The sequence below is a fragment of the Nocardia sp. CA-128927 genome, assembly GCF_050955855.1.
Lineage (GTDB): Bacteria > Actinomycetota > Actinomycetes > Mycobacteriales > Mycobacteriaceae > Nocardia.
On the sequence record NZ_CP192087.1, the window covers coordinates 1,260,735 to 1,283,823 of the forward strand.

19 protein-coding genes are annotated in these 23,089 nt (G+C 68.8%); 14 read left to right on the plus strand and 5 right to left on the minus strand.

The annotated features are described in order from the left end of the window. Window positions 1-35 precede the first annotated feature (35 nt). From ACQPW1_RS05835 to ACQPW1_RS05875, 9 genes are all read left to right on the plus strand, one after another. A complete protein-coding gene (locus tag ACQPW1_RS05835; RefSeq protein WP_433661720.1) occupies window positions 36-392 on the plus strand; it encodes a hypothetical protein in 357 nt (118 codons plus the stop codon). A 26-nt stretch (window positions 393-418) separates the two neighbouring features. After that, entirely contained in the window at window positions 419-721 is a 303-nt protein-coding gene (locus tag ACQPW1_RS05840) for a YbaB/EbfC family nucleoid-associated protein (protein WP_433661721.1), read from the plus strand. 88 nt (window positions 722-809) lie between these two features. Continuing rightward, entirely contained in the window at window positions 810-1,127 is a 318-nt protein-coding gene (locus tag ACQPW1_RS05845; protein ID WP_433661722.1) for a type VII secretion target, read from the plus strand. Next, a complete protein-coding gene (locus tag ACQPW1_RS05850; protein WP_433661723.1) occupies window positions 1,124-2,515 on the plus strand; it encodes a hypothetical protein in 1,392 nt (463 codons plus the stop codon). The genes ACQPW1_RS05845 and ACQPW1_RS05850 overlap by 4 nt, the downstream gene beginning before the upstream one ends. A gap of 14 nt (window positions 2,516-2,529) precedes the next feature. After that, on the plus strand, window positions 2,530-2,874 hold the full coding sequence (locus ACQPW1_RS05855) for a PE domain-containing protein (RefSeq protein WP_433661724.1): 345 nt from the start codon (window positions 2,530-2,532) through the stop codon (window positions 2,872-2,874). 46 nt (window positions 2,875-2,920) lie between these two features. Further along, window positions 2,921-3,907 (plus strand): PPE domain-containing protein, encoded by a 987-nt coding sequence (locus tag ACQPW1_RS05860; protein ID WP_433661725.1) that lies wholly within the window; start codon window positions 2,921-2,923, stop codon window positions 3,905-3,907. Further along, window positions 3,904-4,695, plus strand: coding sequence for an ESX secretion-associated protein EspG (locus ACQPW1_RS05865; protein WP_433661726.1), 792 nt, complete (start codon window positions 3,904-3,906; stop codon window positions 4,693-4,695). Before ACQPW1_RS05860 ends, ACQPW1_RS05865 begins: the two co-directional genes overlap by 4 nt. Window positions 4,696-4,782: 87 nt before the next feature. After that, window positions 4,783-5,079 carry a WXG100 family type VII secretion target gene (locus tag ACQPW1_RS05870; protein ID WP_150404153.1) on the plus strand — a complete coding sequence of 99 codons (297 nt, stop codon included), beginning with the start codon at window positions 4,783-4,785 and terminating at the stop codon, window positions 5,077-5,079. 50 nt (window positions 5,080-5,129) lie between these two features. Next, window positions 5,130-5,423 (plus strand): WXG100 family type VII secretion target, encoded by a 294-nt coding sequence (locus ACQPW1_RS05875; protein WP_433661727.1) that lies wholly within the window; start codon window positions 5,130-5,132, stop codon window positions 5,421-5,423. Window positions 5,424-5,515: 92 nt separating this feature from the next. Here the strand turns inward: ACQPW1_RS05875 and eccE are convergent, their stop codons facing one another. Beyond that, on the minus strand, window positions 5,516-7,315 hold the full coding sequence (gene eccE / locus ACQPW1_RS05880; protein ID WP_433661728.1) for a type VII secretion protein EccE: 1,800 nt from the start codon (window positions 7,313-7,315) through the stop codon (window positions 5,516-5,518). A 126-nt stretch (window positions 7,316-7,441) separates the two neighbouring features. Between eccE and eccB the strand changes: the two genes are divergently transcribed. Next, complete coding sequence (gene eccB / locus ACQPW1_RS05885) at window positions 7,442-8,959, plus strand: type VII secretion protein EccB (protein ID WP_433661729.1); 1,518 nt, start codon at window positions 7,442-7,444, stop codon at window positions 8,957-8,959. Between the two features lie 32 nt (window positions 8,960-8,991). Here eccB and eccA read toward each other — a convergent pair whose 3' ends face one another. After that, window positions 8,992-10,824, minus strand: a complete 1,833-nt coding sequence (gene eccA / locus ACQPW1_RS05890) for a type VII secretion AAA-ATPase EccA (RefSeq protein ID WP_433661730.1) — start codon at window positions 10,822-10,824, stop codon at window positions 8,992-8,994. A gap of 242 nt (window positions 10,825-11,066) precedes the next feature. Here eccA and eccD point away from each other — a divergent pair, with 242 nt between their 5' ends. From eccD to eccCa, 3 genes are read left to right on the plus strand one after another with little or no spacing between them, the layout of a single operon-like run. Continuing rightward, the gene (gene eccD / locus ACQPW1_RS05895) at window positions 11,067-12,542 is read left to right on the plus strand and encodes a type VII secretion integral membrane protein EccD (protein WP_433661731.1); all 1,476 of its coding nucleotides are present in this window, start codon (window positions 11,067-11,069) and stop codon (window positions 12,540-12,542) included. A 12-nt stretch (window positions 12,543-12,554) separates the two neighbouring features. Beyond that, window positions 12,555-13,964, plus strand: coding sequence for a type VII secretion-associated serine protease mycosin (gene mycP, locus ACQPW1_RS05900; protein WP_433661732.1), 1,410 nt, complete (start codon window positions 12,555-12,557; stop codon window positions 13,962-13,964). 49 nt (window positions 13,965-14,013) lie between these two features. Continuing rightward, a complete protein-coding gene (gene eccCa / locus ACQPW1_RS05905) occupies window positions 14,014-18,090 on the plus strand; it encodes a type VII secretion protein EccCa (RefSeq protein ID WP_433661733.1) in 4,077 nt (1,358 codons plus the stop codon). A gap of 3 nt (window positions 18,091-18,093) precedes the next feature. Here the strand turns inward: eccCa and ACQPW1_RS05910 are convergent, their stop codons facing one another. Further along, a complete protein-coding gene (locus ACQPW1_RS05910; protein ID WP_433661734.1) occupies window positions 18,094-18,702 on the minus strand; it encodes a GNAT family N-acetyltransferase in 609 nt (202 codons plus the stop codon). Continuing rightward, window positions 18,699-19,508 carry a GntR family transcriptional regulator gene (locus tag ACQPW1_RS05915; protein ID WP_433661735.1) on the minus strand — a complete coding sequence of 270 codons (810 nt, stop codon included), beginning with the start codon at window positions 19,506-19,508 and terminating at the stop codon, window positions 18,699-18,701. The genes ACQPW1_RS05910 and ACQPW1_RS05915 overlap by 4 nt, the downstream gene beginning before the upstream one ends. Before the next feature lie 278 nt (window positions 19,509-19,786). Here ACQPW1_RS05915 and ACQPW1_RS05920 point away from each other — a divergent pair, with 278 nt between their 5' ends. Next, a complete protein-coding gene (locus ACQPW1_RS05920; RefSeq protein ID WP_218473858.1) occupies window positions 19,787-20,179 on the plus strand; it encodes a DUF4254 domain-containing protein in 393 nt (130 codons plus the stop codon). Between the two features lie 304 nt (window positions 20,180-20,483). Here ACQPW1_RS05920 and ACQPW1_RS05925 read toward each other — a convergent pair whose 3' ends face one another. Beyond that, window positions 20,484-21,980, minus strand: coding sequence for an AAA family ATPase (locus tag ACQPW1_RS05925; protein WP_433665159.1), 1,497 nt, complete (start codon window positions 21,978-21,980; stop codon window positions 20,484-20,486). Between the last annotated feature and the right edge of the window lie 1,109 nt (window positions 21,981-23,089).

Consider the following 23,089-nt stretch of genomic DNA (forward strand, 5'->3'; position numbering starts at 1 on the left):
CTGTTATTGATCCCATGTTCGAAGAGGGAGCGGCCGTGACGACACCCAATGGCGATGCGCCGCAGGAGTTTCCGACGGAATTCGTCGTGACCTCGCTGACCGGCTCGATCGCGGTGCGCACCAGCGAGCAGGGCCTGCCCTTGGGTATCAAGCTGGACCAGGATCAATTACGGCGCGATCCGGCGGCGTTGGCCGCCGAGATCCTGCGGCTGTGCAAGCAGTCGGCGAACCGGGCCGGGCTGGCCCGCCGGACGCAGCTGCGGGACGCGGGTTTCACCTCCGAGATGCTGGCGATGACGGGACTGCCCACCGAGCAGGAAGTCGCCAGACAAGAGATCATCGAAGAGCAGGAGTACGAGACCGAGCCGCAGAGCTGGCTTCGATCAGTCTGACCAGGACGGGAATTCGGGAGGTAGTCATGGTCGACACGATGGACGAGTTGATCGCGCGGGTGCAGCAGCAGATGTACCGGCTGCGCGACCTCAACGACGCGACCACCGGGATCCTGATGACCGAGACGTCGGAAGACGGTTCGGTCACCGCGTCGGTGGACGGTAACGGCGCGCTGGTCGGGCTGAGCCTTTCCGGTGCGATAGCCAAGCTTTCGCCTGCCGACTTCGAGAAGACACTGGTCGACACCGCACGGGCGGCGGCCTACCGCGCCTTCGCCGAGCGGGCCGAGCTGGTCACCGCGTATAACGAGGAAAGCGCGGCGAAGTGATCGAGATATTACGTCGTGATCAGCGCATGCATGCTCCGCTAGGTAAGGTTCGAAACACCCTGGGGTGTTTAGGGATTGGATGTCACTCATGAATCACATTGAAGTTGTTCCAGATGCGGTTCGGGCCTACGGCTCCGCCTCGGCCGCGATGGCGGCGGGCGTCGCCTCGGCCGGCGCGGTGGACCAGGCGGCAACCATCGCCACGGTCGTACCGGTGTTCGGCCTGATCGGCCAGGAGTTCCTTGCCTCGTATGCGTTCGCGCAGGCGAACCATCTGAGCTCGGTGGCCGAATTGGCCGCGGTGCACGCGGGTACCGCGTTGACCGCGCACGAGGCCGCGAGCACCTACGAGGTCACCGACGGCGCGTCCGGTGCGGCCATCGGATCGGTCAACTCGAAGTCATGACTATCCCCGGGGCCATCCCACCGCAGGGGGCGGAGCCGCTGGATCCGTCCGTGTTGGATCTGTTGCGGGGCAGTGCCCTTGCCCCGATGCTCGACCAGCCGGTGAACGACATCCTGCACGACATGGGTCTGCCCAACCTGCCCGAGATGCCCTCGTTCATCCAGCTGCCGGAGCTGCCGCCACTGCCGCCACTGGATTTCACCGCGCTGATGCGGCCGCTGACCGATCTGGCGGCCGCGTTCGGCAGCGGCCAATTGGGCGCGCCCGCACCGGCGCCCGCTGCCGCGAACGCCGACGGCACGCAGAACGCGGCGGCGCCCGCACCGCCGCCCGACCCGACCCAGTTGCTGTCCGGCATCTCGACCGTCATGCAGACGGTGATGCAGGTCGGCACCTCCGCGATCCAGACCGCGATGTCGGTCTGGCAGGGCATGGCGGCGATGGAGGCGGCGAAGAAGGCGGGCGAGGCGCAAACGGACGCGGGCAAGTTGGAGGCGCAGAGCACCCAGGAGAAGGTGGGCATCACCAACGCGGCGGGCAGCGTCTTCACCGGTGCCGGACTGATGTCCGCGGTGGTGGCGAAGTTCTCTACCACCCTCGCCCTGGCACCGCTGTACGCGGCAACCCCGGCTGGACAGGTGTTCCTGGCGGCCTCGGCGGTCGAGTCGATGGCCGAGGCGCTCGGCATCACGGTCAAGACCAAGGGCGAACTGCTCGGCCACAGCGCCTCGATGACCGCGACCGGCACCAAGGTCCCGATCACCAACGCCCCCAAGGGTGTTGCGGGCGCGGGCGGCGCCGACCAGCTGAGTCAGCTGATGAGCATGGTGACACCGCTGATCAGCACCGCGAGCACGGCGGCGCAGTCGCTCGGTCAACTGGCCCAGGCGAGTTCGGCGCTCAGCGCGCCGAAGCCGGTCGTCGACCCGAAAACCCATGAGGGCAGCCCACTCTCCGACGAGGAGAAGGCCAAGGCGGCAGCCGCAAGCGGTGCCGGTGGCCCCGGTGCCTTCGGCGGCCCCGGCCCAGGTGTCGCGGCCGCACCCGCCCAACCGTTGAACCCATGGCAGGGCACCCGCGTCGCGAGCGGCTCGATGAGCTCGCTCAGCGGGCTGAGCGGAGGATCGAGTCCCGCTACGACGGCGGCGATGTCGACCGGCGGCATGGGTGGCAGCGGTGGCAGCGGAATGATGCCGATGTCCGGTGCCGCGGGCGCGGCGGGCCTCGGCAAAGACGGCGAGTCGAGCAGTGAGGCACTGCGCGGCCAGATGGTGACCAGCCAGCACGGCGACGAAGTGGTCGGCCGGATCGAAGGGGTCTCGTTGCCGGTGGTCGGCGCGGCCGACACCACTTCGGAACCACCGCCGGATAAAGAACTCACGCTCTGACTAAGGAGGGTCTCATGAGTAGTGACGGGACGGGAGACGCGTTCGCTAGCGTCCAGTTCGATGCCGCGGCCGCGGGCAGCGCATCGAGCGGGCTCGATGTGCTCGCCGATCGGCTGGCCGCCGATCTGGCAGCCGCGGAGCAGGCCTTGACGATCCAGCCGGCCGGTGCCGATGAAGTCTCCGGCCGGGCCGCGCAGACCACAAACGAGGTCGCGTCGTCGTACTTGGCGAGCGCACAGGCCAGCGTGACGGAGATGCGAAAGTTGGCCGCTACCTTGCGGATGCACACCAACGAGTTCAGCCAGATGGAGAGTGACAGCGTCGCGGACTTCGACGCCGCAGGCGGCAGGTCCGTCTGAGGCGAGGTCCGTGGAAAGGCCTGTCTTGGAAAGGCACAGCGCAGCAATGATCGAACCACCGAAGCCAGGGTTCACCGGCGTGGTGTGGGAAGCTCGGCCGCCGGAGCGGCTCGCGCAAGACCTCACCACGGGGCCGGGCTCTGTGCCGATGGCCGAGGCGGCCGCCGAATGGGCGCGGCTGGCCACGGTTTTCGGTGCGGCGGTGCTCGAATACGAGCGGGTCCTTGCCGCGCTGCGCGGCGCCTGGCAGTCCGGCCGCAGCGGCGAGGTCATGGAAAAGGTGTCCACCCTGCGGGATTGGCTGGTAGAGGCGGCCAGCACCGCAACCTCGAACGCCGCCCGGCTGCAAACGCAGGTCGCCGCTTATGAAGTGGCGAAGCTGACCATGCCGAACACCGCGGACATCCAGCAGATCCAGCAGGTGCAGCACATGCTGGAAAGCATGGGCGCCATGCTCGGCGCACCGATCCGTGCGGTCGCCGCGGACACCGACGCGGACGCGGATATGGCGAAAGCCGTTGCGTCGCGGGTGATGCGCAGCTACGAAACGGCCGCCGAACCGCTGGCGACGCCGTGGCAGCACCAGGAACCGCCGAAGATCGCGCCGGAGCAGGCGTTGGCCGCCGAACAGGCCGCCACCGCCGCGGCGGCAGCGGCGCCGAAAGCGATGCCGGGCTTCGGCGGTATGCCGATCGGCTCGATCGCGATGCCCACCTTGCCGCCGCGGGCACTGTCCGCCTACCGCGCGCCGGTCTATTCGCAATCCACCACGACCACCGAGCCCACCACCAAGTCGACCCAGGTCAGCACGACGAGCGTGACCGGCCAATCCGCGCCGATGGCGCCCGGGGCGATGGGTGGTGCCGGTGGCGCACAGGATTCGGCCCGGTTCCCGCGCGCCAGCCTGGCTGGCGAGGCCGACCAGATCGGGCTCGAGGGCGAAATCCAGGCCGCCCCTGCGGTACTCGGCGGGACCGAGTCGGTGACCAAGGCGCCCACCGAAACTCGGACCGAATCCGGCGGTGCGCCGTGACCACGCTGACCAACGACGCGTTGCTCGCCGTCGCCGACCGGATCGGGGTGCAGACCCTGCCGCTGGCGCTTTCGGTAGGGCCGCAGCAGGATTCGTTCGATGAGTGGCAGCGCGCGCAGGAGCACGCGGTGGCCACGCTGACCAACGACGGCCTGATCGACGCGCACGGCGAAGTGGATGCCGAGCTGGCCGAGACGCTGTTCACGCTGGCCCTGCCGGAGCAGGAGCTGGTGGCCCGCATCTACACCGAAAACGGTTCGCGCCGAGTCTGTGTGGTGCGCCGCGGGCACCTGCACGCGCTCGCGGTCCGCACCGGCGACGACTTCGAGGTGCGCCAGATGTGGACGGATGGCTCGGCCGCCGATTTGGTGCGGCCGCTGCTCGCCGCCATGGATCCGTGCCCGCCCGCCGAAATCCCCAATCTCAGCGTCCCCGCAGCGGAGCTGGCCGAGCGGCTCAACGCGGCCGCGACGTCCAGCGAGCTCACCGACGCTCTCTATGCCTTGGGTGCCACCGATCGCGACGCCACCAAATTGGGGCTCGCCTTCGGTGCGACGCACGCTTACGCCGAGATAGTGGCGTGCGCCCATGAGGATGGCGTGACCACCCGGGCATCCGGTGCCGTCGCCGTGTACGACACCGCCCGCGGGCGGATCGTCGCGGCGCCGACGGTTTCCCCGGACCAGCAGGTCTGGTCCACGGTCACGCCGGGTACCGACCACCGGGTTGCGCAAGCAGTCGCCACGTTGATCGAGGGGCTGCCCGGGGGGAGGTGGCTGCCGCAGTAGTTCTCGGGTGGCAACTTCGGTTGTCTCGTATTTCAACGAGATCGTTTGTATGAGAACGATCATCAAACATGACGAAAGGTCAAAGAAATGTCCCTCACCTCACTCGGTGGCTCGAGCAAGGCTGTTGGTGTCGAGGCCGGCGGCGTCCAGAAGGTCGTCGGCGATCTCGAGACCGCGATCAACAACCTCCGTACCTCGGTCAAGGAAATCGACCAGGCCGCGCAGGATGTGCTGAAGGGCTGGAAGGGCGACGCGTCCGACAAGTTCGTTCAGGTGGCCGGCGACTGGCACGACGAGGCCGAAGACCTGAACAAGCGCCTCGACCAGTTCACCGAGGCCGTCAACAACGGCAAGTCGACCCTGCAGGCCATGGACCAGGCCTGATCGGCCTGCTCCGCTCTGTTTCGGAACCCATCGTTCGAAGGAATTGACGAATGACCATTCTTTACGATCCCGCAGCCATGAACGAGCTGTACAGCGACCTGCAGACGCACGGCGGCAAGATGAAGGGCGAGATCGACTCGCTCAACGACGCTGCCAAGGCGTTCCACGACAACCTGACCGGTGAGAACGCCTCGCAGGGCTTCGACGCCGCGCACAAGAGCCTCACCACGGGCCTGGAGGACACCCTGCAGAAGCTGGACGCCCTCGGTGCCCAGGTGGAGAACGCGCTGAACCGCGCGCTCGAGGCCGATGGCAAGGTCGGCGACGGTTTCGCCGCTTTCTGACATGTCCGTCACCTGACGGCCGACCGGAACATCCAGTTCCGTTCGGCCGTTTCGGTTTTCGGGGGACGCTGTGGTTTTCGGGGGACGCCGGGTCAGCGCGCGGCGAGCGATTCGCCGATGTAGTGCATCTCGTCCGGCGTGGTCACCATGAACACCGTCGCGCTCGCGGTCGCGGTGCGCACGGTGATCCGGTTCGGCGCGTCCGGATCCTGCACCAGCGTGACGTCGGCATCGATCGAGCCCGGCGGCTGATCCGGCGTGCGTACATGCACGATGGTCGCGCCGCCCGCGTGCGCGGTCGGGGCGATCCCGTCGAACACGACGACCGTGGTGCTCGGGTAGGGCGCGGCGGGCAGCGGGGGTGCCGCGGGCGCGTGATAGCTGGCGCCGGCGGACCGCGGTGCGATCAAAATCACATGCGGCGCATCGAGATTGGTCACCATGGTGTGCCATGCGTCGGGTCGCGCGGTGTGCACGATGGCGTGCGCGCCGAGCGCGGTCGCCCGCAGGATCACCTGCTGGGCCAGGTCCAGGTTGCCGATGACCTCCAGGTGCCTGGTGCCCTCGCCGACCAGCGGTACTGCGATGCCCTGGCCGATTTCGTCGGCGCCGATCAGCTGACCGCAGCCCGCGGTCGGCACCGCGATATCGGTGAGCGCGGTGAGGGTGCCGCGGTACCCGGTATCCGAGCCCCAGCGGCCGCCTGCCCCGATCGGCAAGGTGTCCAACAGGATTCGCAGCTGATTGCCCGGCAGTTCGCGCAGGCCGGGCAGCGGCGGCTCCTCCGGCTCGAAGGTGGTGTCGAACCGGACCACGGCGTTGAGCACCACGGTGCCGAGATGGTCGGCGCGTGTGTCGTGCCGGTGCGCGCCGGGCCGCAGCCGCAGCGTCACCGTCGTGGACAGGCTCTGCACCGTCCAGATATCGGCAAGCCCGCGCGGGGCGATCAGGTCCGCGCCGATCTGATAGTGGGTGAGGTAGCGGCCCTGATACTCCAGTGACTGCGGCGATTCGGTGAGCTGATCGAGCTCGAAGCCATGGGTGAGTTCGCGGACCGCGGTGTTCATTTCGGTGGCGGTCAGCACTGAGGTGGCGATGTCGTGCGCGGCTAGCCGGTTCGCCACCCGGCGGGTGGCGATCATCGCGGTGCGCAGGGCGCCGGTGCCGCCGCCACCGCGTTTGTCCACCGCCTCGGCGTTGGCCAGCGGATCCAGCCGCAGCACCAGCCAGAGGGTGCGGTGCGCGATGGCGGGCAACGGGCCCAGAATGCTGTCGTACAGGTGCGAGATGATGCCGGTGCCCGCCGTGCGCGCGCCCGTGCTCACCACGTCGACGCTGGCCAGGGTCAGGTCGAATTGATCGAGACAGCGCGCGATTTCGGTGAGCGGCAGCAGCTGGTCGGTGCTCAGCGAGCCGCGGCGAAGCAGTGTCAACGCGTCCGGCGGCGGGTCGATCCGCAACATGGTGAGCAGCAGCTCGCCGTCCCAGCGCACCCCGTAACCGCCGCCCTCGCTGAACGGCACATCGAAGGCGGGCGCCTGGGTCAGCTGCTCGGCCGGACGCAGCCCGCCGCGCCGCCGGGCCAGCGCGCCGCCGATCCGCCCGGCCGGGGTACGGCCGCGGATCGGGAGCAGGAAGAGCAGCGCGAAAACCGCGCCCGCGCCGATCGCGCCCCACAGCGAATGCGTTGTGGCGAGCACGATCCAGGCCAGCGTCGCGGCCAGCACCACCACCGGCACGACCACCCGCAGCGGATAGATGCGGAACAGCCAGAACTCCGGGTCACGCAGGGTGTCGTAGGCCGAAGCACGGTCGGCCGGTGGCGTCGGCGCACCGGTGCCCTCCGGTTCGGTCGCCCCGTCGGGCCTGGTCTCGTTCACACTTGTCGTCACCGCGTTGTCCCTGTCTGCCACCTGTACGGCCACCGCCCATGACCATGAAATCATCGGTTCAGGGCCGTCCTGGAATTACGGTACCGTGTCGATGAAGATGGTTCTCGACAGTTCAATGGAGACCTTGTGCCGGCACAGCTGACCACCCGAGCCCAGGTCAACGGGTACCGATTCCTGTTGCGCCGACTCGATCACGCGCTGGTGCGGCGCGACGTGCGAATGCTGCACGATCCCATGCGGTCCCAGGTGCGCTCGCTCTGGGTCGGCCTGGTACTCGGCATCCTGGTGATCGCCGGTGCGGCCATTCTGAGCTTCCTGCGGCCGCAAGGCGCGGTCGGCGACTCGTTGATCGTCTCGGGCAAGCAGAGCGGCGCGCTGTACGTCGTGGTGCAGTCCGACGGCGGCGCGAAGACGCTGCACCCGGTCTTGAACCTGGCCTCGGCCCGGCTGATCACCGGCAGCAATGCCGAGCCGAACGCGGTGAAGGACAGCAAGCTCAACGACATGCCGCGCGGGCCGATGGTCGGGATCCCCGGTGCACCGGGCGCGCTGCCCGGGTCGGGGCAGGGCTCCCGGTCGGAATGGGCACTGTGCGAGACGATCGCGCTGTCCCAGGGCGGCAGCGCGGCCTCGGCCACCGGCGGCACCACCACGGTCATCGCGGGCCGTCCCGCCCTCGGCGAGCGGACCCGCACGGTCGGCCGGGACGAGGCGTTGCTGGTGAAGCGCAGCGACAAGACCTACCTGGTCTACGACGGCAAGCGAGCCGAGATCGACCCGGGCAACTCGGTTTTGGTGCGCGCGCTGAACCTGACGACGCACCGGCCGCGTCCGATCGGCACCGGAATGCTCGGCGCGACAACGGAAGTGCCCGCACTCACGGCGCCGCAGATTCCGCAGGCCGGTCAGCCGGGTCCGGGCCCGCTTTCGAAGATTCCGGTCGGCGGCGTCATCTCCATTCGCGATGTCGGCGACGGCAAACCCGAGCTGTACGCCGTGCTCGCCGACGCGCTGCAGCCGGTGAGCCCGTTCACCGCGCAGGTGATCCGGTTCGCGGACTCGCACGGGATGAGTGAGATCCCGACCATGCCGCCGGACGTGCTGGATCGGGTGCGTGTGGTCCATGACGTGTTGCCGGTCAACGACTTTCCGGTGGAGACCCCGAAGATCCTGAATGCCGAGGATGCCCCGGTCGCCTGTGTGGCCTGGTCCAAGACGCCGGGCACGGCCCCGGCCAACCGCAAGGCCGACGCGGGCGACGGCCCCGCCGAACGCGCCTCGGTCACCCTGCTGGCCGGTGTGCGCGTCCCGATCGCGGAATCGGCGAAGACCGTCGCGCTGGCCACCTCCGACGGCACCGGCGATCGAGTCGACGCGGTGTACGTCCCGCCGGGCACCGGTGAGTTCGTTCAGGTGACCGGCATGGGGCCGGGAAGTCCGCGGCGCGGCAGCTTGTTCTATGTCGCCGACAACGGCGTCCGCTACGGCATCCCGGACATGGCGACCGCGGCGATACTCGGCCTCGGGGACACCCCGCGGCTCGCGCCGTGGGCGATCATCGGCCAGATGGTGCCCGGCGCGACCCTGTCCGCGAAGGAAGCGCTCACCGCGCGAGATCAGCTGCCGCTGGAGCCGCCGCACTAGCCGAATGTGGCTGTGGCACTAGCCAAGCCGCGTCAGCCGGTGAAGCCGACGTTCAGCGAGGCGAGGATGCCGGTGAGCGCGGTGTGCATATCGGGTGCCTCGATGCGCATCAGCATCGATTCGTCGATGTTGGCCAGATCCAGGGTTTCGTCGTTGGCCAGCCGGAACTCGCGCTCTTCCTCGGCGGACTCGATGACGTTGCGGATGAACCGGCCGTTGCCCGCCAGGTCGACGCCGCGGCGCGGCTGACCGCTCTGGTCGGTGCTCTGTAACGAGTAGAGCTGGGTGCAGGCCGTGACGAGCAGCTCGAGCGCGTCGTCGGACAGTTGCGAGTCCCGCTTGGTCGCGATGACCTTGCCGATCTCGCCGAGCTCCTCGGGCGTATAGGACGGGAACTGTACCCGCTTCGAAAACCGGGAGGCCAGACCGTCGTTGGCGGCGAGCAGGCGATCGATCTCGCCGTCGTACCCGGCGATGATCACCACGAGCCGATCGCGGTCGTTCTCCATCCGGGCCAGCAGCGTATCGACGGCCTCCCGGCCGAACGAGTCGCCGCCCTGCAGGCCGGTCTGGATCAGCGTGTACGCCTCGTCGATGAACAGCACGCCGTCCATCGCGCTGTCGATCAACGCCTCCGACTTGACCGCGGTGCCGCCGAGGTGCTGGGCGACGAAGTCGACGCGCTTGGCCTCGACCACCTTGTCGGTCTTCAAGATGCCGACGCCGCAGTAGATCTTGGCGACCACGCGGGCGATGGTGGTCTTGCCGGTGCCGGGCGGACCGGTGAAGGCCAGGTGCTGGCCGCGCGCCCCGGCGGCCAGGCCCTTTTCCGCGCGGATCTTCGCCATCTGCGCGCTCGACTGCAGCTTGGCGACCTGAGTCTTCACCGAGGCCAGACCGATCTGGGAGTCCAGTTCGGCGCGGGCGTCGGCCAGGATCTTCTTGGCCCGGTCCTCGGTCTCGGCCTGCTCGATCGCCTTCATCGACGGTGCGGAGGCCGGATCCCACTTGTTGGTGCGCGCATCGATCGTCTCGCGCGAGGTGATGCTGATCCGGTAGGTGCGGTCGCGCATCGCGGCGGTGTTCGCCTCGAAATCCGGGGCCTGTGAGTACACCTTCTCGAACAGGCCCTGGGCCACTTCTTCGTTGCCGGATTCGCGCAGGCACAGGCCGCGGCAGAACATGGCGGTGGAGCGCGCCGCGGGGATCGGGCCCGCCTCGGCCTGTTCCATCCGGCGGATCGCCTCACCGAACAAACCGAGCTGCGCGCAGGCGGTGCCGACCATGACGTTCGCGCCCGCCGCGAGATACGGGTCGTCCCACTCGGCCGAATTGGCCAGCACGGTCATCACATCGGACCAGCGCTGGGTGTTGTAGTGCAGCACGCCGCGCACGTAGGCGCAGATGCGGTTGTCGATCTCGCGATCCGGGTCGCTCAGCTGGGACCGGCGGTGCGTGTCGAGTTCGTTGAGCACCCGCTCGGCCTCGTCGTATTCCTTGTCCGCGATGAGTTGCGCGGCCCAGGCGAGCCAGATCTCGGTGTAGCTGGCCAACGGGTAGTCGATATAGAGGCCCGGCAGGAACCGGCCCGCGAGGTCGCGCGACTGCAGGCCGAGCCTGCGCTGCTCCCGGTAGAGCGTGCTGGCGCTGGTCTTGTGCATGTTGAACAAGACGTCCTTGGTGAGCTCACCGGCGGCGGCCCGGCCGAGCCAGGCGTCGCACATGGTGGGGTCCCACTCGGTGGCACGCTGGAAGGCGAGCTTCGCGTACTCGAGGTCGCGTGCGGACTCCTGCCCTTCGATGGACAATCCGAGCGACAAAATTCCGGCGTCGAAGGCGCGTTGTGCTTGGCGATTGCCGGTCATGGCTGTCGGACCCCGAAGTCTTCGTTCGTAGTAGCGGATGAGTTCTTTATGCCCCCCAGACTACCGATCGCGCAGTGCCTGGTCTGTCCGTTACATTAGGTTCAGCTGCCGGGAGGTTGCAACGCAAGTGTTGTCTAGGTGAGAGTCTTACTGGTGTCGAAGTCGTTCACTCAGAAGACGTTCCACCCAGTGCAGTCGGGGCGTGAACAATCGTCAGTGGAGAGGCCGGGGGTCCGGGGTCGTTGATCGAGTCACCAACCAGTGGCACACGAGCCGCTGAGCCGGAGCTGAGTCGGGTTTCCGTCATCGGCGGCAACACTCAGCTCGATGTCGGCCTGCCCGCCACCATCCCGATCGCCAGTTTCATCGGTGACCTGGTCGCCCTGATCGAATCACGCAATCCCGACCAGCTCGACACCGAGGACGACTCGGTGCCGCTGCAGGCCCAGCACTGGACATTGGCGCGGGTCGGTCAGGAAGCCTTCGCGCCGAGCCGCACCCTCACCGATGCCGATGTGCACGACGGTGAGTTGCTTGTGCTGCGCTCGGTCACCGCGAAGGAATCGCCCGCGCTCTTCGACGACGTGATCGACGCGGTATCCCGGCTCACCGCCGAGGAATTCCGCAGCTGGACCGGCAGCTCCGCGCGCTGGATGGGCCTGGTCGCCGGCGTGCTGACGGTGCTCACCGCCTTGGCGCTGCTGGTGATCTCGCGCGGGCACGGCGATCCGCTCGCCCCCGCGTTCGTGCTGTCGGCCGCGGGTATCGGGGCCTTCGTCGCCGCGGGCTTCGCCGCGCGCAAGTACCTCGACACGGTCACCGCCACCTGGCTGTCGCTGGATGGTTTGCTGCTGCTGTTCGGCGGCGCGGCGCTTTTCGTGCCCGGCGCGCTGGGCAGTGCGCATCTGCTGCTCGGCTGTTCGGTGACGCTGGTGGCCGCCGTGCTCGGCTATCGGGTCATCGGCACGGGCGCCACTCTGTTCTCCGCCGCGGGCGCGCTCGGCATCATCGGGGGTATCGCCGCCGCGGTGTATCTGGTCTGGCATCCCGGCCTGCCGAAGCTGTCCGGTGGGCTGGTGGTGGTCGGCATCGCGATGCTGTCGATGGTGCCGCGACTGGCCGCCAGGCTGGCCCGGCTGCCGATCCCGCCGGTGCCGACCGCGGGTGCCGCCATCGACCCGGCCGATCACGAACAACGCCCGACCATCGAGGGCATCGGCGCGATCGGCGCCACCGCGCTGCCGTCGGCGGCCGGCCTCGGCGAACGGGCCCGCGCGGCCAACCAGTACCAATCCGGTTTGATCATCGCGTGCACGTTGAGCGCGGTGATCGGCGCGTTCGGCGCGGCCGACCCGCTCGGCTCGGCGCGCTGGCAGGGCATCGTGCTCGCCGTCGTCACCGGGATCATCCTGTGCCTGCGTGGCCGGTCGTTCGCCGATCTCACCCAGGCCGCGACGCTGATCGCGGGCGGCTGCCTGACCTTCGTCGCGCTGATCGTCGGCGCGGCCATGGGCGACACGGAATTCGAGATGCTCGCCGTCGGTCTGCTGGTCGCCTTCGCGGCGGGCACGATCGGCTTCGGCGTGATCGGACCGCATATCGAGGTCACCCCGATCACCAGGCGAATGATCGAGATCTTCGAGTACGTATTGATCATCTCGCTGATCCCGCTGGTGCTGTGGATCATGAACGTCTACTCGATGGCCCGGAACATATGAGTGCGGGAACAGATGGGACCTAGCGCCTTCCGTCGCAGCCTGCTGCGGATGGTCTGCGCCACCGCGGTGCTGGGCGTGGTGGCCGCACCCGCTCCGCCCGCCGCCGCGCTCGCGCCGCCGAGCATCGATCCGGGTGCGCTGGGTATCGCGCAGGCGTTGAGCGGTCACCCCGCGCCCTTGGAGCCGACCCAGCAGGCCGACCAGTGCGCCGAGCCCGCGCTCACCGGATCGCCGCCGAACGAGCCGCCGATCTCGCAGCGAGTACTCGAGTTGCCCGCGGCCTGGCAGTTCAGCAGGGGAGCGGGACAGAAGGTCGCGGTCATCGACACCGGGGTGCAGCGGCATCCGCGCTTGGCCGCCCTGCAACCCGGCGGCGACTACGTCTCCGATACCGACGGCACCGTCGACTGCGACGGGCACGGCACCCTGGTGGCCGGCATCATCGCGGCCCAGCCGAGTCCGGGCGACGCGTTCACCGGGGTGGCGCCCGATGCGGAGATCCTCAGCATCCGCCAGCTCAGCCTGGCCTACGAGAAGAAGGATCGCGGCGGCGAGCGGCCGCTGGGCACCATCCGCGCCGACGGATACGGCAGCGTGCTCACCCTGGCCGCGGCCGTGGTGCGGGCGGTCGACCTCGGCGCCACCGTCATCAACATCTCCGAAGTGGCCTGCAGCCCAGCCGGATCCGACACCGCCGACGCCTCGCTCGGCGCCGCGGTGAAGTACGCCTACGAGCGCAATGTCGTCGTGGTGGCCGCCGCGGGGAACGTCGAGTCCAACGGGCCGTGCCAGAAGCAGAACGAGGGTGCCGGCTGGGGTTCGGTCACCACCGTGGCCAGCCCGGCGTGGTTCTCGCCGTATGTCCTCGCGGTGGGCTCGGTGGACGCGGACGGCAAGCCGTCGGACCTTTCGTTGCACGGCCCGTGGATCGCTGTCGCCGCGATCGGCCGCAACATCGTTTCGCTGGACAGCAAGCGTGACGGCGTCGGGCTGGTCAACGGGGTGCAGACCGACGAGGGCATCCGTCCGGTGGACGGCACCAGTTTCGCGGCGCCGTACGTCGCCGGGCTGGCCGCCCTGGTGCGGTCGCGATTCCCGAATCTCGATGCCCGACAGGTGATGGACCGCATCGTGCGTACCGCGCAGGCGCCGGGCACCGGCCACGACGACGCGATCGGCGCGGGCCTGATCGACCCGCTCGCCGCGCTGACCGCGCAGCTGCCCGCCAAGTCCGTGAGCGAGGGCGCCGACGTCGAACGCGCGATCGCCGCGCCCGTCATCCCGCCCGGACCCGATCCACGGCCGCGCCGGATCGCGGTGATCGGCTCGCTGACCTGCCTGACCGCCCTGGCAATCGGTGTCGCGGTAGCGATTCCGTACCGCCGCAGACGCCGGGAGATCGACGCCGAATTCGACCCGTAAGCGACGGCTCATCGCCGAACACAGACAGCACGACTGATCGAAGGACTCCATGGCTACCGAAGGTTTCGTACGACGCCCCCGGATAGCGCCGCCACGGGCACCCGGTGGTGAGGTGGCGCTGACCCCGCCACCGGAGATTTCGCGCGCGCTGCCTGCCCCGCTGATGATGAAGCTGATGCCGGTCGTCATGGTGGTCGCGGTGGTCGGCATGATCGCGATGATGGCCATGATGGGCCGCAACCTGCTGGCCAATCCGCTGTCCATGATGTTCCCGATGATGATGCTGATGTCGATGGTCGGCATGATGGCCGGCTTCCGCGGCGGCACCGGGAAGCGGGCGGTCGAGCTCAACGAGGAACGCAAGGACTACTTCCGCTACCTGGATCAGATCCGAAAGGATGTGCGGCGCACCGGCGTCAAGCAGCTGGAGACGCTGGCCTGGAGCCATCCGGACCCGGCCGACCTGCCCTCGCTGATCGGCACGCGGCGGATGTGGGAGCGCAGACCCAACGATCCCGACTTCGGGCACGTCCGGGTCGGCATGGGCAGCCATCGGCTGGCCACCAAGCTGGCCCGGCCGGAAACCGGTCCGCTGGAGGATCTGGAGCCGGTCTCCACCGTCGCGCTGCGCCGGTTCGTGCGCACCCATTCGGTGGTGCACAGCCTGCCGACCGCGGTGTCGCTGCGCGCCTTCCCGGCGATCAACATCAGCGGCCAGCCCAAGGACGCGCGCATGCTGACCAGCTCCATGCTGATGGAGCTGGTCACCTTCCACGGTCCCGACCACCTCGCGGTCGCCATCGTCTGCGCGGACCCGGACGGCCCGTGGGCGTGGGCGAAATGGCTTCCGCACCTGCAACATCCGACCCTGCGCGACGGCATGGGCTCGGCCCGGATGATGTACACCTCGCTCGGCGAGCTGGAGACCGCGCTCTCGGCCGAGCTGATGGAGCGGGGCCGCTTCATGCGCAACCCGCAGCCCACCCAGGGGCGGTTGCACCTGGTGGTGATCATCGACGACGGGTACGTCAACGGCAACGAACGGCTGATCAGCGAGTCCGGCCTGGACTCGGTGACCGTGCTCGACCTCACCGCACCCGAGGGCGGGCTCGCGGCGCGGCGTGGGCTGCAACTGGTCGCCGCCGACGGCGATGTGTCCGCCCGCAGCGCGGCGGGCGTGGAGAAGTTCGCCACCGCCGACGAGGTGAGTGCGGCTGAGGCCGAGGCGTTTTCGCGGGCCCTGTCGCGTTACCGGCTGGCCACCGCGGCGCAGATCGTCAGCCTCGGCGAGGGCTCGACGGCCGATCCCGGGCTGATGGCCCTGCTGAAGATCCCGGACGCGGCGCAGATCGACCCGGCCCGGGTCTGGCGGCCGCGCACCGCGCGGGAACGGCTGCGCGTGCCGATCGGCATCACCCCCGACGGCACGCCGGTGGAGATCGACATCAAGGAGTCGGCCGAGAACGGCATGGGCCCGCACGGCCTGTGTATCGGCGCGACCGGCTCGGGTAAATCGGAATTCCTACGCACCCTTGTCCTTTCGCTGGTCACCACACACTCGCCGGACGCGCTGAACCTGGTGCTGGTCGACTTCAAGGGTGGCGCGACCTTCCTCGGATTGGACTCACTGCCGCACGTCGCCGCGGTGATCACCAACCTGGAAGAGGAACTGTCCCTGGTAGACCGCATGAAGGACGCCCTCGCCGGTGAGATGAACCGGCGCCAGGAGCTGCTGCGGTCGGCGGGCAACTACGCCAACGTCACCGATTACGAGAAGGCCCGCGCCGCGGGCGTGCCGCTCGATCCGCTGCCCGCGCTGTTCGTCGTGGTCGACGAGTTCTCCGAATTGCTCTCGCAGAAGCCAGATTTCGCCGAGTTGTTCGTGATGATCGGCCGACTCGGCCGCTCGCTGCACGTGCACCTGCTGCTCGCCTCGCAGCGGCTGGAGGAGAACAAGCTGCGCGGCCTGGAGTCGCATCTGTCCTACCGCATCGGTCTGCGTACCTTCTCGGCCAACGAATCGCGTGCGGTGCTCGGCATCACCGATGCCTACCACCTGCCGAGCGTGCCCGGCGCCGGATATCTGAAGAGCGATGCCTCGGATCCGTTGCGGTTCAACGCAAGCTACGTGTCCGGCCCCTATGTCGCGCCGCTCGGCACGGTCACCGGCGAGGACGGCAGTCCGGTCGGCGGCCAGCGGCCCGCGATGTTCACCGCCGCGCCGGTGGAGGTGCCGGAACCGCTCGAAAACGACTCGGCCCTGGATCTGCCGCCGTCACCGACGAATCCGCTGCTCGAACTCCCGCCGCCGCCGTCGGCACTCGCCGCGCCCGGCTCGGAGGAGGGGATTCCGGACTCGCTGCTCGACACCGTCGTCAAGCGACTGACCGGGCACGGCCGCCCGGCGCACGAGGTGTGGCTGCCGCCGCTCGACGAATCCCCGACGGTCGACATGCTGCTGCCCGACCCGGACTGGCGCTCGCCGGTCAACCGGCACGGCCAGCTGTGGATGCCGATCGGCGTGATCGACAAGCCGTACGAGCAGCGGCGCGACGTGCTGACCATCAGTCTGGCCGGCGCGCAAGGCAATGTGGCGGTCGTCGGTGGCCCGCAGTCGGGTAAGTCGACCACCCTGCGCACCATCATCATGGCCGCCGCGGCGACGCACACCCCGCAGCATGTGCAGTTCTACTGCCTGGACTTCGGTGGTGGCAGCATGGCCGGTCTGGTCGGGCTGCCGCACGTCGGCTCGGTGGCCGGTCGGCTCGACGGCGACCGGGTGCGCCGCACCATCGCCGAGCTCACCACCTTGATGCGTCAGCGCGAGGAACGGTTCGCCGAGCTCGGCATCGAGTCGATGGCCGAATTCCGGCGGCGCAAGTTCGCGGCGGCGGCGCACGTGCCCGACGGCGCGGCGTCGGCCGGTAATCCGTTGGCCGACGACCGATTCGGTGACGTGTTCCTGGTGATCGACGGCTGGGCCGTGATCCGGGAAGAGTTCGACGTGCTGGAGCCGCAGGTCACCGCCATTGCGGCACAGGGCCTGTCGTACGGCATCCACCTCATCATCGGCGCCTCCCGGTGGGCCGAGATCCGGCCGGTGGTCAAGGACCAGATCGGCACCAGGCTGGAGCTGCGCCTCGGTGACCCGACGGACTCGGAGATGGGGCGGCGCACCGCATTCCAGGTTCCGGTCGGTCGCCCTGGTCGCGGTCTCACCCCGGAACAGCTGCACATGCTGGTCGCCTTGCCGCGACTGGATTCCGACTCCGATCCGGACTCGCTGGCCGACGGTGTCACCCAGGCCCGGCAGGAACTCGCGGAGTTGCACGCGGGTAGGCAGGCGCCGGAGGTGCGCATGCTGCCGCTGCAGTTCGGCCGCGACGCGCTGCTGGCCACCACCCGGGAACTAGGTATCACGCTCAGCCCGACCAAGGTGGTCGTCGGTCTCGGCGAATCCGAATTGCAGCCGCTGGTCCTGGATTTCGGGACGGATCCGCACTTCATGGCCTTCGCCGACGTCGAGTCGGGCAAGACCACCCTGCTGCGCAACATCGTGACCGGCGTGGTGGAGAACTCGACGCCGGACCAGGCGAAGATCATCATGATCGACTACCGCCGGACCATGCTCGGCGTGGTCGAGGGCGAACATCTCGCCGGATACTCCACCTCGTCGCAGACCTGCGGGCCGATGATCCAGGAGGTCGCGGAGTTCCTGTCCAAGCGGATCCCCGATTCCGACATCACCCCGCAGCAGCTGCGCGACCGTAGCTGGTGGGAGGGCCCGGAGATCTACATCGTGGTCGACGACTACGACATGGTGGCGACCGGCGGCATCAATCCCTTTGCCCCGCTGATCGAATACCTGCCGCAGGCCCGCGACATCGGCATGCACTTCGTGGTCACCCGGCGGATGGGTGGCGTCTCGCGCGCGCTCTACGACCCGATCATCGGCGGCCTGAAGAACATGTCGGTGGACACGCTGATCATGAGCGGCTCCCGCGACGAGGGCAAGATCATCGGCGAGATCCGCCCGAGCAAGCTGCCACCCGGCCGCGGCACGTTGGCGTCCCGCAGCAGGGGGCAGGAGATGGTGCAGATCGCCTACATGCCGCCGACGATGTAGATCTCAGTTATTCGGTTGGACCGCACCGAGATTAGGTGCGGTCCGCACGGCACTCGCGGCGGGGACGGTAACCGGCGCGTCGAGATCCCAACTGTCGGCACGACGTTCGAACAGGGCGCGGGACGGGCCGGTCGCGATCGGGCCCGCGATGCGGGCGAACTGGAAGCCCTCCCTGCGGTAGTAGTCGTGCAGTTCGGTGTTGGTGGTCCAGGCGTCGAGGCGAACCCAGTCACGTTCCTGTTGGCGTGCAAGCATTCCCGCGTGTGCGAGCAGGTGGTGGCCGATGCGGTGTCCGGCGAAACGCAGGTCGACGATCATGTAATGGACGACGACCGCGTCGGTTAGTTCCCACGGCGACCAGAGCCCCGGGTCGGCGTGCCGATTGACGGTGATGGTGCCCGCCGGTTCGCCCGCCATCTCCGCGATCCAGGTCTCGCCCGCGTCCAGCGAGCGGCCGACCGCTCGCGCGAAGATCTCGATGGGTAGTCCACGGCCCGCGACCGTCCATTGATCGGAGCCGCGCGCGGTCAGCCACGCGGTACGTTGCAGTCGTAGTCGACAGATCACGCCTAGATCGCCAATTGTCGCCTGGCGCAGCAAGATAGCACTCATACCGACGGTATACCTGGTTCATAGGGCACGCCGAGCGTGCGACCGATCACGCCGAGGCCCTCGGCATCGCCGAGTTGATACGCGAGCCGGTTGCTCGCGGCGATGGAGCGGTGCCGGGTCGCCCTGGTGACCCGCTCGTGATTGGCGCCGATCCGCAGGTGATCCAGCAGGATCGTGCCTGCCGCCACGCCGAGCACGGTGGCCTCCTCGGCGGAGGCGGGCCGCGCCGTCAGCGTGTCGCGGTGCGCGGTCTCCGCGTGGCCCCGGTCGGCCAGCCGTCGGGTGGTGCCCTCCGGAATGTCGTGCGGTGAGTCGATTCCGGTGGCCTCGGCCAGGTCTCGCGGATAGAAGCTGACCTCCCAGGACCACGGCTCGTTGTCGAGATACTGGACGACCGTCCGGGCCAGCACCCAGGAGTCCTCCGGTACACCGAGCCATAACGCGACCGCGGGACCGGCCGGTTCCATCTTGGCGCTGAACTCCTTGGACGGCATCCGGTGGGCGGCGCGCGCGATCTCCTCGAAGATATCGTGCGGCGATTTCGGCCGATCCTGTCGAATGTGGTCGGTGACAACCGATTCCAGGACTTCCTGGTTTCGCACGATGGTGCCGCGGGAAGTCGCTGTGTAGACCAGATTTTCGGTGACCAGCACCTGAATCGCATTGCGAGCGGTCGTAAGCGAGACCTGCATGTGCTCGGCCAGCTCCGTGTGGCTGGGTAACCGATCACCCGGTTTCCACTTGCCTGCGCGGATCTCCTCGCGGAGGAGGTCTGCGATCCGGTGGTACGTCGGACCGTCCGCCATCTTGCTCCTCGGTCAGTCGTGCAGGTAACGAAGTGTACTCTTCGTGACTTCCTACGGCCCGGTAACGCTTGACAGGTGCCTTCAGAGGTTTATTGTAATGAACGTCCTGATCCGGTGTTGTGCGGCGATGACGGCGAGGCAACGTGGCAGGTTCGGATACAACAGTCGTAATGGCTCTTCCCGGCTCACTGCGGTGTGCCGATTCGGTGGTGCAGTCGCATGCTCCTGGGCTGCTTCCCACTTCGGATCTACTTGTTCGGGCGTGTCGTGGACACCGCGTGGTCGGTGGTCCGCTGCTCTGGTTCGCCCGCGATCTCGCGGTGCTGCACGAGCGGCGACTGGTCGGCCGCGGCGGTTCGGTGGACACCGACCCGCTGGTGGTCCTCGAAATCGAGCGTCGCAGAGTCGAATTGGTCATGGCCATCGATGACTGGGTCGCGCGCAGCGTGCCTCAGCACCGGCTCGGTGCGACACTGCACACCGAAACCGTCGGCGCGGTCATCGACCGCCTCGCCGAATCCTCGGTGCGCGCGCACCACGCGCTGATGACCCTCGACGCGCACGATGAAAGACTGCACGGCGCTTGGCATCACCTTGCCGAACTCGCCGATGCCTACGACGATCTGGTCCGCGACATCCTCGCCGGCCGACGTCGTCTCCCCGAGTGGTAGCGCCCCCGAACCCCTTCCACGCCCTCCGGCGAGGTCCCACAGACCGTCCATACCCCTCACAAGGGCGTGTAAACCCTGTGAGGGGTATGGACGGTCTGTGGGTATAGCCCGAAATCGCCTGGCTCCGAGTGCTTTCGGCTCGGGGGACGGGCTGCGGCCCGCGAGGCGCATCACCACGAATCCGCACTCCCTCTCGGGATCCGTACTGGCTCTAGGGCCCTATTTCGGGTGGCGGATCCCGAGAGGGAGTGCGGATCCTCCGGAGGCGCGCCCCGTGTCACGTGACGATGTGACACGGGGGGTTTCAGGGTTGGTAGCGGCGGTGATCGGTGGCGAAATCGTCCGCGATGGTCGCGGCGAGTTCGACGTAGGCGCGCTTGGTTTGCTTGTGCAGGCGGTGCAGATCGATCTCGGCGCCCTCGGACATGTGCGCGTCGAACGGGATGATGTGCACGGCGCGGCAGCGGGACAGGAAGTACTCCCGCAGCTGTTGGATGCCGACATTCGGTGACCCGGCGCGCGGCGAGTTGATCACCACCACCGCGTTGCGGACCAGATGGTCGTGTCCGTGCAGCGACAACCAGTCCAAAGTCGCTGCGGCACTGCGGGCCCCATCGATCGCGGGAGAGGAGATGAGCACCAGCGAATGCGCGAGATCGAGCACGCCGGACATCGCGGAGTGCATCAGCCCGGTGCCGCAGTCGGTCAGGATGATGTTGTAGAAGCGCTGCAGGATGCGCGCGACCGCGCGGTACTCCTCCTCGCTGAACGCCTCCGACGCCGCCGGATCTCGTTCGCTGGCAAGCACTTCCAGCCGACTCGTGGCTTGCGACGTGTGCCTGCGCACATCCGAGTAACGCTGGATCGACGGATCGAGCAGCAGGTCGCGCACGGTGGACCTGGTCTGCAGCGGCACCCGCTGCGACAGCGTGCCGAAGTCGGGATTGGCGTCCACTGCGATCACCCGGTCACCCCGGATGGACGCGAAGATCGACCCGATACCCATTGTCGTGGTGGTCTTTCCGACGCCACCCTTCAGCGACAGTGTCGCGATGCGGTAGTCGCCACGCACCGGTTGCCTGATCCGCGCGACCAGTTCCTGTAGTCGCAGTTCCTCCGCGGACAGTCCGGGATTGATCGCGCCACCCGACACGTGATGCACGGCCTTGCGCCAGCCACTGCCCGGCGACTTCTTGGCGCGCCGCATCGGCACGTCGTCCAGCGACGGCGGCGGGCCCGACTGGTACTGCACGCCAGGCTGATACTGCCCACCGGTCGGGCCCGGCGGGCGGCCCCACTGTCCCAGCGGCGCAGGCGGTGTCGGCGATGCGCCGCCCGGTGCCTGCCCACCCACCTGAGGTCCGGCGAAGCCGCCGGGCGCGCGCGATGGCACGTCGGTCGGCTGCTGCGGGCCGCGCTGTTCGCTGCCCGGTGCCTGTCCACCTACGGAAGGTGGTGTCCGAGTGGCGTTTTCGTCTGACGACGCCGGTGCTGCCTGGTTCTGCCAGGGCGGGGGGCCCGGTCGTTCGCTGCCCGGTGCTTGTCCACCCGCAAAGGGCGGTGTCGGAGTGGCGTTTTCGTCTGCCCACACCGGTGCCGCGGCGTTGCGCCACGGCTCGCCCGGAGCCGGGGGACCGGGCTGCTCGCTGACCGGTGCCTGCCCGCCGATGTTGGGAGGTATGTAGCCGGTCGGGTCGACCTGGCCGACGGGTGCGTACGGACCGGCCTGCGGCTGTGCGAGGTCGTTCGGGTGCGGTGCCGGTCGACCGGATTCGTCGACGCCGCCCTGGCTCGCCTCGATCTCGGAGGGCTGGCGGTGCCGCCCACTGCTCGTCGTCCGAGACGTTCCGGCGTTCGACGAGGCCACCCAGCCGGGCGCTTGGCGAGCGGAGTCACGTTGCTGCTGGCCGGATTCCGGGCGTTCGGTGCTGTTCGGTTGTTCGGTCGACCAGCCGGACAGTTGCGGACCGGCCGTGCCGTTCTGGCCGCGCTCGGCGGCGGGGCGCTCGGACTGCGGGACACCGAGTGGGCTGATGTCGTCGGGTGCCAACGGTCCGTATTCCGCGGCCGGTGCTCGGCTCGGGCGTTCCTGGCTCGGCGGTGTCGCCGCACCGGAACCGTGCTCGGCACCGGGCTGCGCCCGATCCGGCGCGTACGGCGCAGGTCCCGGAGTTGTTGCGGCACTGGGCCGCTCGGCGGGCGCGACTCTGTCGCCTGGTGTGCGGCTCTGATCCTGCGGTCCCGGCCGGTCCTGAGCAGCCGGAGGCGTCGCGGGACCCGGTTGGGTGGACGCGACGTTGTCGCGTGGCGTCTGCGGTTCCCGGCTCGGCGCAGGTGCTTCCGGTGCGCGCTGCGGTGCCTGCTCGGCGGGTGGCGCGGCCGACCGATCGACGGGCGGATTGCCCTGCGGCGGTGGGGGATCGGGCAGCGGTGGACGCCGGGGCGGCTCTGCCGGGGCGGTCGCGGGCTGCTCGGGCCTCGGTCCGGCCAGCCACGGCGGCGGGCCGTTGGACTCGGGCGGTGTCGCGCGCTCGACGGGAGCCGGTGGCACGCCGGTGGATCCACGCGGCGGCGCGTCCGGGATGGCCGTCGATGCCTGCGGCGGCGGGTCTGGAAGGGCCGGTGGCGGTGGCAGATCGGGCCGACTTGGCGTGTGGCGTGTGGTCGGCTCGTTCGATGCCGGTAGCTCGGCGCCAGCGGTGCGCCTGCCCAGCGGTTGGAAGGCCGGGGGCGGTGGGCCGGGGTTCCGGGTCGGCAGTCCTTGCGCGGGTGCCTCGGTACGTTGCTGCGGTGCCTCAGTGCGCTGCGGCGGTGCTTCATTGCGCGGCGGGGGTACTTCGGAGCGCTGCGCGGGTGCTTCGGTGCGCTGCGGCGGTCCGGCCTGCCACGCGTCGTCCGGCCGCGGCTGGA